This window comes from Sediminimonas sp., from assembly GCF_024637375.1.
GTDB lineage: Bacteria > Pseudomonadota > Alphaproteobacteria > Rhodobacterales > Rhodobacteraceae > Sediminimonas.
The window spans coordinates 1-5,594 of sequence record NZ_JAGXFK010000085.1 but is presented as its reverse complement, the minus strand read 5'-3'; the positions used below and the strand labels follow the sequence as shown (position 1 = coordinate 5,594).

6 protein-coding genes are annotated in these 5,594 nt (G+C 69.8%); 4 read left to right on the top strand and 2 right to left on the bottom strand.

Annotated features, from left to right (window positions below; translation table 11 throughout):
• The 3 genes from Q0L89_RS12965 to Q0L89_RS12955 all read left to right on the top strand — a co-directional run.
• Positions 1 to 451: pentapeptide repeat-containing protein (locus tag Q0L89_RS12965; protein ID WP_296765838.1), on the top strand; the 451-nt coding region annotated here is incomplete at its 5' end.
• Between the two features lie 561 nt (positions 452 to 1,012).
• Complete coding sequence (gene serS / locus Q0L89_RS12960) at positions 1,013 to 2,305, top strand: serine--tRNA ligase (protein WP_296765836.1); 1,293 nt, start codon at positions 1,013 to 1,015, stop codon at positions 2,303 to 2,305.
• A 134-nt stretch (positions 2,306 to 2,439) separates the two neighbouring features.
• Positions 2,440 to 3,120: a hypothetical protein gene (locus Q0L89_RS12955; protein WP_296765841.1), complete on the top strand. Its 681-nt coding sequence runs from the start codon at positions 2,440 to 2,442 to the stop codon at positions 3,118 to 3,120.
• 52 nt (positions 3,121 to 3,172) lie between these two features.
• Here the strand turns inward: Q0L89_RS12955 and Q0L89_RS12950 are convergent, their stop codons facing one another.
• Both Q0L89_RS12950 and Q0L89_RS12945 read right to left on the bottom strand, forming a co-directional pair.
• Complete coding sequence (locus Q0L89_RS12950; RefSeq protein ID WP_296765833.1) at positions 3,173 to 4,069, bottom strand: DMT family transporter; 897 nt, start codon at positions 4,067 to 4,069, stop codon at positions 3,173 to 3,175.
• 55 nt (positions 4,070 to 4,124) lie between these two features.
• Positions 4,125 to 4,802, bottom strand: coding sequence for a hypothetical protein (locus Q0L89_RS12945; RefSeq protein ID WP_296765830.1), 678 nt, complete (start codon positions 4,800 to 4,802; stop codon positions 4,125 to 4,127).
• Positions 4,803 to 4,842: 40 nt separating this feature from the next.
• Here Q0L89_RS12945 and Q0L89_RS12940 point away from each other — a divergent pair, with 40 nt between their 5' ends.
• On the top strand, positions 4,843 to 5,544 hold the full coding sequence (locus Q0L89_RS12940; RefSeq protein WP_296765828.1) for an endonuclease/exonuclease/phosphatase family protein: 702 nt from the start codon (positions 4,843 to 4,845) through the stop codon (positions 5,542 to 5,544).
• The last annotated feature ends 50 nt before the right edge of the window (positions 5,545 to 5,594 follow it).

Genomic DNA, 5,594 nt, shown 5'->3' with positions numbered 1-5,594 from the left:
GTTGCTGGGGGCGACCCTCTGGGCGGCGCGGTTGCAGGGGGCGCACCTCGGTGAGGCGCGATTGCAGGGGGCGAACCTCCGGACGGTGCGATTGCAGGGGGCGGACCTCCGGGAGGTGCGGTTGCAGGGGGCGAACCTCCGGGGCACGCGGTTGCAGGGGGCGATCCTTTGGAGGGCGCGGTTCGATCCGGATACAAACCTCGCGGCGGCTAACCTTCGAGGTGCCGCCGTGATGTCTGTCGATCTCACCAGAATAGTAAAAATCGCCGATCATCTGGAGGGGATGTTCGGGGATGGGTCGGTGACGTTGCCGGATGGCTGCGATTGGCCGAAGCACTGGCCAAGGCATGCGCTTGAAGCACATGAATTCCGCGACGAGTGGCGCGACGAATGGCGCAAGTGGCTGGCCGATCCCGACAGCTACACGCCGCCAGAGGCAGAGGGCGACTGAGAGGCCCGGCCCTCGGGCGCCAAGGGCGGCGCCCGGCCCGTTTTTGTTGAAGGCAAACCTTTGGTTTGACGGGGGCGGGACGGGCGCTGCCCGGTCTTGCGGCCGGGCGGGGCGTTGGCCGCGGGGCTTTTCGGCACGGTCCAATCGTCTCCCCGGCGGCGGGCCTGGTGCAAGCCGTCCGCGGGTGGCGCGGAACGCGCCGCCCATGGGGGCGGGCGGCGCGTGGCCGATCCGAGGATCGGCCGGGGCGTTGCCCTGCCCCGGATTGCCTTGGCCCCCGCCCGAATAGCGCCGAGAGGCGCCGGGCGAGCGCCTGCCCGTCCCGGCGGGCTGGCGCTTTGGCGACCAGGCACTGCCATTGATCTGTTGGTGGTATGTGGCGGAATAAAGTGCCTGGCACTGTCGTTGGGGCGCCATCCCACGGGCAGGCGCGCGCCCGGCTTGGGCTAACGCCTCCGCCCGTGCGTGGCCCGCGCGCTGTCTGACGCCCGCCCTACACCCGGCGCCAAAACTGTTGCATAAGGTGCGCCAGAGCCGATTCATCACCCGAAGGACCGCCCCATGCACGACATCCGCGCCATTCGAGACAACCCCGACGCGCTCGACGCCGCCCTTGCCCGCCGCGGCGAGCCGCCGGCGGCGGACGATATCCTCGCGCTCGACGCGCGCCGGCGCGAGGTGATCCACGCCGCCGAGACCGCGAAGGCCGAGGCCAACAAGGCAGCTTCGCAAATCGCTCGAATGATCGCAGAAGAGGAATTTGACCAGGCAGAGTTTCTAAAAAGTGTGGTGAAACAAAAGAAGGCGGATATTGCAAAACTCCAAAACGAGGCCAAGGAGCTTGACCGGCAACTGACCGAGCGGCTGATGGAGCTGCCCAACACGCCGCTGGCGGACGTGCCCGACGGCGCCGACGAGGACGACAATGTCGAGCTGCACCGCCACGGCACGCCGCGCGATTTCGATTTCGCCGCGCGCGAGCATTACGACATCGCGGGCGTGAAACCGGGGATGGATTTCGAAACCGCCGCCAAGCTCAGCGGGTCGCGTTTCGTGGTGCTCAAGGGCGCGGTGGCGCGCATCCACCGGGCGCTGGCGCAGTTCATGCTGGACGTGCATGTCGATGACAACGGGCTGCAGGAAACCTGGACCCCGGTGCTGGTGGTCGACGAGATGATGCGCGGCACCGGGCAGTTGCCCAAGTTCGGCGAGGACAGCTACCAGACGCGCGAGGGCTGGTGGCTGGTCCCCACCGCCGAGGTGACGCTGACCAACACGGTGGCGGGCGACACCCTGGAGGCCGCCGATCTGCCGCGCCGCATGGTGGCGCATACGCAGTGCTTCCGCTCAGAGGCGGGCAGCGCCGGGCGCGACACCGCCGGGATGCTGCGCCAGCACCAGTTCGAGAAGGTCGAGATGGTGTCGATCACCCACCCCGACGCCAGCGAGGCCGAACACGCCCGCATGACCCGTCAGGCCGAGGACATCCTCGAACGGCTGGGCCTGCCGTACCGCACCGTGGTGCTGTGTACCGGCGACATGGGTTTCGGCGCCACGCGCACCCATGACATCGAGGTCTGGCTACCCGGGCAGGGCCTGTACCGCGAGATCAGCTCGGTCTCGGTCTGTGGCGATTTCCAGGCCCGGCGCATGAATGCCCGGTTCAAGCCCGAAGACGGCGGCAAGCCGCAATTCGTGCACACGCTCAACGGCTCGGGGCTGGCGGTGGGGCGGTGCCTGATCGCGGTGCTGGAGAACGGCCAGCAGGCCGATGGCTCGGTCGATCTGCCCGCCGCCCTGCACCCCTACCTGCGCGGCAAGACGCGGCTGACGGCCCGGGGCACGCTGGCCTGAGCCCTTGTGCCGCCCCTGCAGGCGCCTATGTCGAAAGGGACTGCAGGGCACGGCCGCAAGGAGGCCACGACATGGAAGACCTCGAACCGCGCGACACGCGCCGCGACACCGACCGGCTGTGGGCGGCACTGGTGATGGTCGCCGCGCTGGCCTTTGCCGCCTCGCCGCTGACGAGCGACGGCTTCAGCGGCTTCACGCCGGGGCAGTTTCCGATCCCGCAGGTCGACCCGCCGGTGCAGCCTGCGGGCTATGCCTTTGCCATCTGGGGGCTCATTTATGCGTGGCTGATCGCGGGGGCCGGGTTCGGGCTGCTGCGCCGCGACACCGACCCGGGCTGGCGCGCCATGCGGCCGGCGCTGCTGGTCAGTCTCGCCATCGGCGCCGGCTGGATCCCGGTGGCCAACATCGCGCCGGTATACGCCACGGTGCTGATCTGGGCGATGCTGCTGGCGGCGGTGGTGGCGCTGCTGCGCGCCGGCACGGGTGACCGTGCCTGGCTGCGCACGCCGGTGGCGCTTTATGCCGGGTGGTTGACGGCGGCGTCCTGCGTGGCCCTTGGCCTGGTGCTGGCCGGGCACGGCGTGCTGGGGCCGCAGGTGGCGGCGCTGGCGATGCTCGCGCTGGCGCTGGCCATCGCGCTGGCGGTGCAGGGCCTGCGCCCCGACACGCCCGAATACGCCGCCGCGGTGATCTGGGCGCTCGTGGGGGTCATCGTGGCCAACGCGGCGCCCGCCAACGTGGCCGTCCTCGCCCTGTCGGGCGTCGGCATCGCGCTGCTGGCCTGGCAGGCATGGCGCGGCGCAACGCGGCAATAGCCGGCGTCACCGGGGCTTCATCTTGCCGGAAACACGCGGCCCCGGCGGCCGCTCAGGCCGGCGGGCGCACCCCGCGCTTGCGGTTGATCAGCACGATCCCCGCGGCCACCAGAGCCAGCGCCACGATCACGCTGGCGCTGATCTCTTCGCCCAGCAGCGCCCAGCCCAGCCCGACGCTCAGCACCGGCGTGAGGAACGAGAAGCTCGCCACCCCCGAGGCCGGGTAGATGGTCAGCAGGAAGAACCAGAACAGGAATCCGAAGCTGGCCACCGCGAATACCTGGTAGGTCAGTCCGGCCAGGTGCCACGGCCCCGGGTCGCGCAACAGATCGCCGAACAGCGGCGACAGCGCCAGCAGGATCACCGACGAGACCGCCAGTTGCCACCATAGCTGCATCTCGGGGACCAGCCGGCTGATCCCGGTGAGCCGCACGCACAGCGCCAGCCCCGCCCAGCCGCACGCGGCGCCCAATGCCGCCAGGTCGCCCATCAGGCTGGCCTCGCCGCTGCCGCGTTCGGCCAGCACGATCACCACGCCGCCCATGGCCAGTGCCAGCCCCGCAAGGCGCCGCAGCGTCAGCCGCTCGCCCGGCAGCAGGAAATGCGCCGCCAGCGTCAGGATCACCGACATCGAGTAGAACAGGATCGAGGCGCGCGCCACCGAGGTATGATCGAGCGCCCAGAACAGGCACACGAACTCGAACGCGAACAGGCTGCCCAGCACCACCCCCGCGCGGCGCGTGCCGGTGCTGAAATCCAGCCTGATGCCGCGCAGGCGCATCCACGCCATCAGCACCACCAGCGCCCCGACCGAGCGCAGCGCCGCCATGAACACCGGCTGGAAGCCGCCGTTGCCCAGCTTGATCACCACCTGGTTGACCGCCAGGATCCCGGCGAACCCAACCAGCGCCGCCGCGCCGAGCGGGTCTATCGTATCGCGTCTTTCCATGGCGCGCAGGTAGCACCCGGCGCGCGTGGAAGGTCAAGCAGGAAGTCGCCCGGGCTCACTTGTCGTCGCGTTTGTCGTGGCGTCCGCCCGACCGCCCATCGTCGCCGAAGCGGCGGAAAAACCGCGGGTTGCGGCGCACGAATTCGTCGATGATCCCCGGCAGCCCGCCATATTCCAGCCCCTTGAGATAGGCGAACCCCGCCGCGCCACCGATCAGCGCGCCCAGCCCGTCGATGATCAGATCGCGCATCGTGTCGTCGAGATTCCCGCGTTGCATGGAAAGGCCGAACAGGCTGTCCATGCCGTATTCGAAGACCTCCCACAGCGCGCCCATGGCCAGCGCGAAGCAAAACGAGAAGAATGCCATCGCAATGGGCGGCGCGGTATAGCGGTTGCCCTGGAACATCATGAAGATCAGCACGAAGCCGATCAGCCCAAGACCGATGGCGCTGCCGCCGTGCATGACCATATCCCACCACCAGAAGCGGTTGTAGAAATCGAACACCTCGCCCAGGAACAGCGTCGAGACGATGAACAGCACGGTCGCGGTGATGAACGAGGGCGGGATGAATATCTCGGCCCAGCGAGCGACATAGACCGGCGCCAGCGACAGCGCCAGCGTGCCCGATGCCACCGCCGCCGCGGGCCAGTTGCCCTGCGTCAGCGCATCGAGCACCGACACCACCAGCGCCGCCCAGATCAGTTTGGCCAGCCACGTCTGATCGGCGAACACGGGTGACAATCCTTTCGCTTTGGGTGCAGATATACCCCTGATGAAGGACGTCACACTCAGAATTGCAAGTTACAACTTGCAAAAATGCGTCGGGCTCGACCTGCGGCGGCGGCCGGATCGCTCGCTCGAGGTGATCGCGGCGCTCGATGCGCAGATCATCGTGTTGCAGGAGGCCGACAAGCGCCTGCCGCCGCGCCCGGCCGCCCTGCCCGCCTACATGGCCGAAGACGCGGGCTGGCGCGTGGTGCCGGTGGGGGCGCCGGGCGGGTCGCTGGGATGGCACGGCAACGCGATGCTGCTGCGCCCGGGGCTGGTGGTGCATGAAGCCGAACCCATCGAGCTGCCGGGCTTCGAGCCGCGCGGCGCGATTCGCGTGGATCTCGACACGCCGCTGGGCCCGCTGCGGGTGGTCGGGCTGCACCTGGGGCTCAGGCGCCGCGACCGGCTGCGCCAGATGGCGGCGATCGAGCGGGCGTTGCGCGCCCTGCCCCCGTGCCCCACCGTCCTGGCCGGTGATTTCAACGAGTGGCGCGGCGCCAGCGCGCTCGACGCGACGGCACAATCGGTGCACTTCGTACGCGGGCCGAACAGTTACCCGGCGCCGCGCCCGGTGGCGGCGCTGGACCGTTTCGCGCTGTCGCCGGCGCTCAGGGCCGTTGCCACCGGCAGCCCGCGCGCGCAACCGGCGCGCGTGGCCTCGGACCATCTGCCCGTCTGGGCCGACGTGGCGCGCAAGGACTGAGCCGCGCGGCCGCCGCCGCGGCCCGGGTCAGGCCGCCTGAGCGCCCCGTC

Coding starts and splice junctions, on each gene's coding strand:
- Q0L89_RS12950 (WP_296765833.1), bottom strand. CDS start 4,069: ATGGAAAGACGCGATACGATAGACCCGCTCGGCGCGGCGGCGCTGGTT.
- Q0L89_RS12940 (WP_296765828.1), top strand. CDS start 4,843: ATGAAGGACGTCACACTCAGAATTGCAAGTTACAACTTGCAAAAATGC.
- Q0L89_RS12955 (WP_296765841.1), top strand. CDS start 2,440: ATGGTCGCCGCGCTGGCCTTTGCCGCCTCGCCGCTGACGAGCGACGGC.
- serS (WP_296765836.1), top strand. CDS start 1,013: ATGCACGACATCCGCGCCATTCGAGACAACCCCGACGCGCTCGACGCC.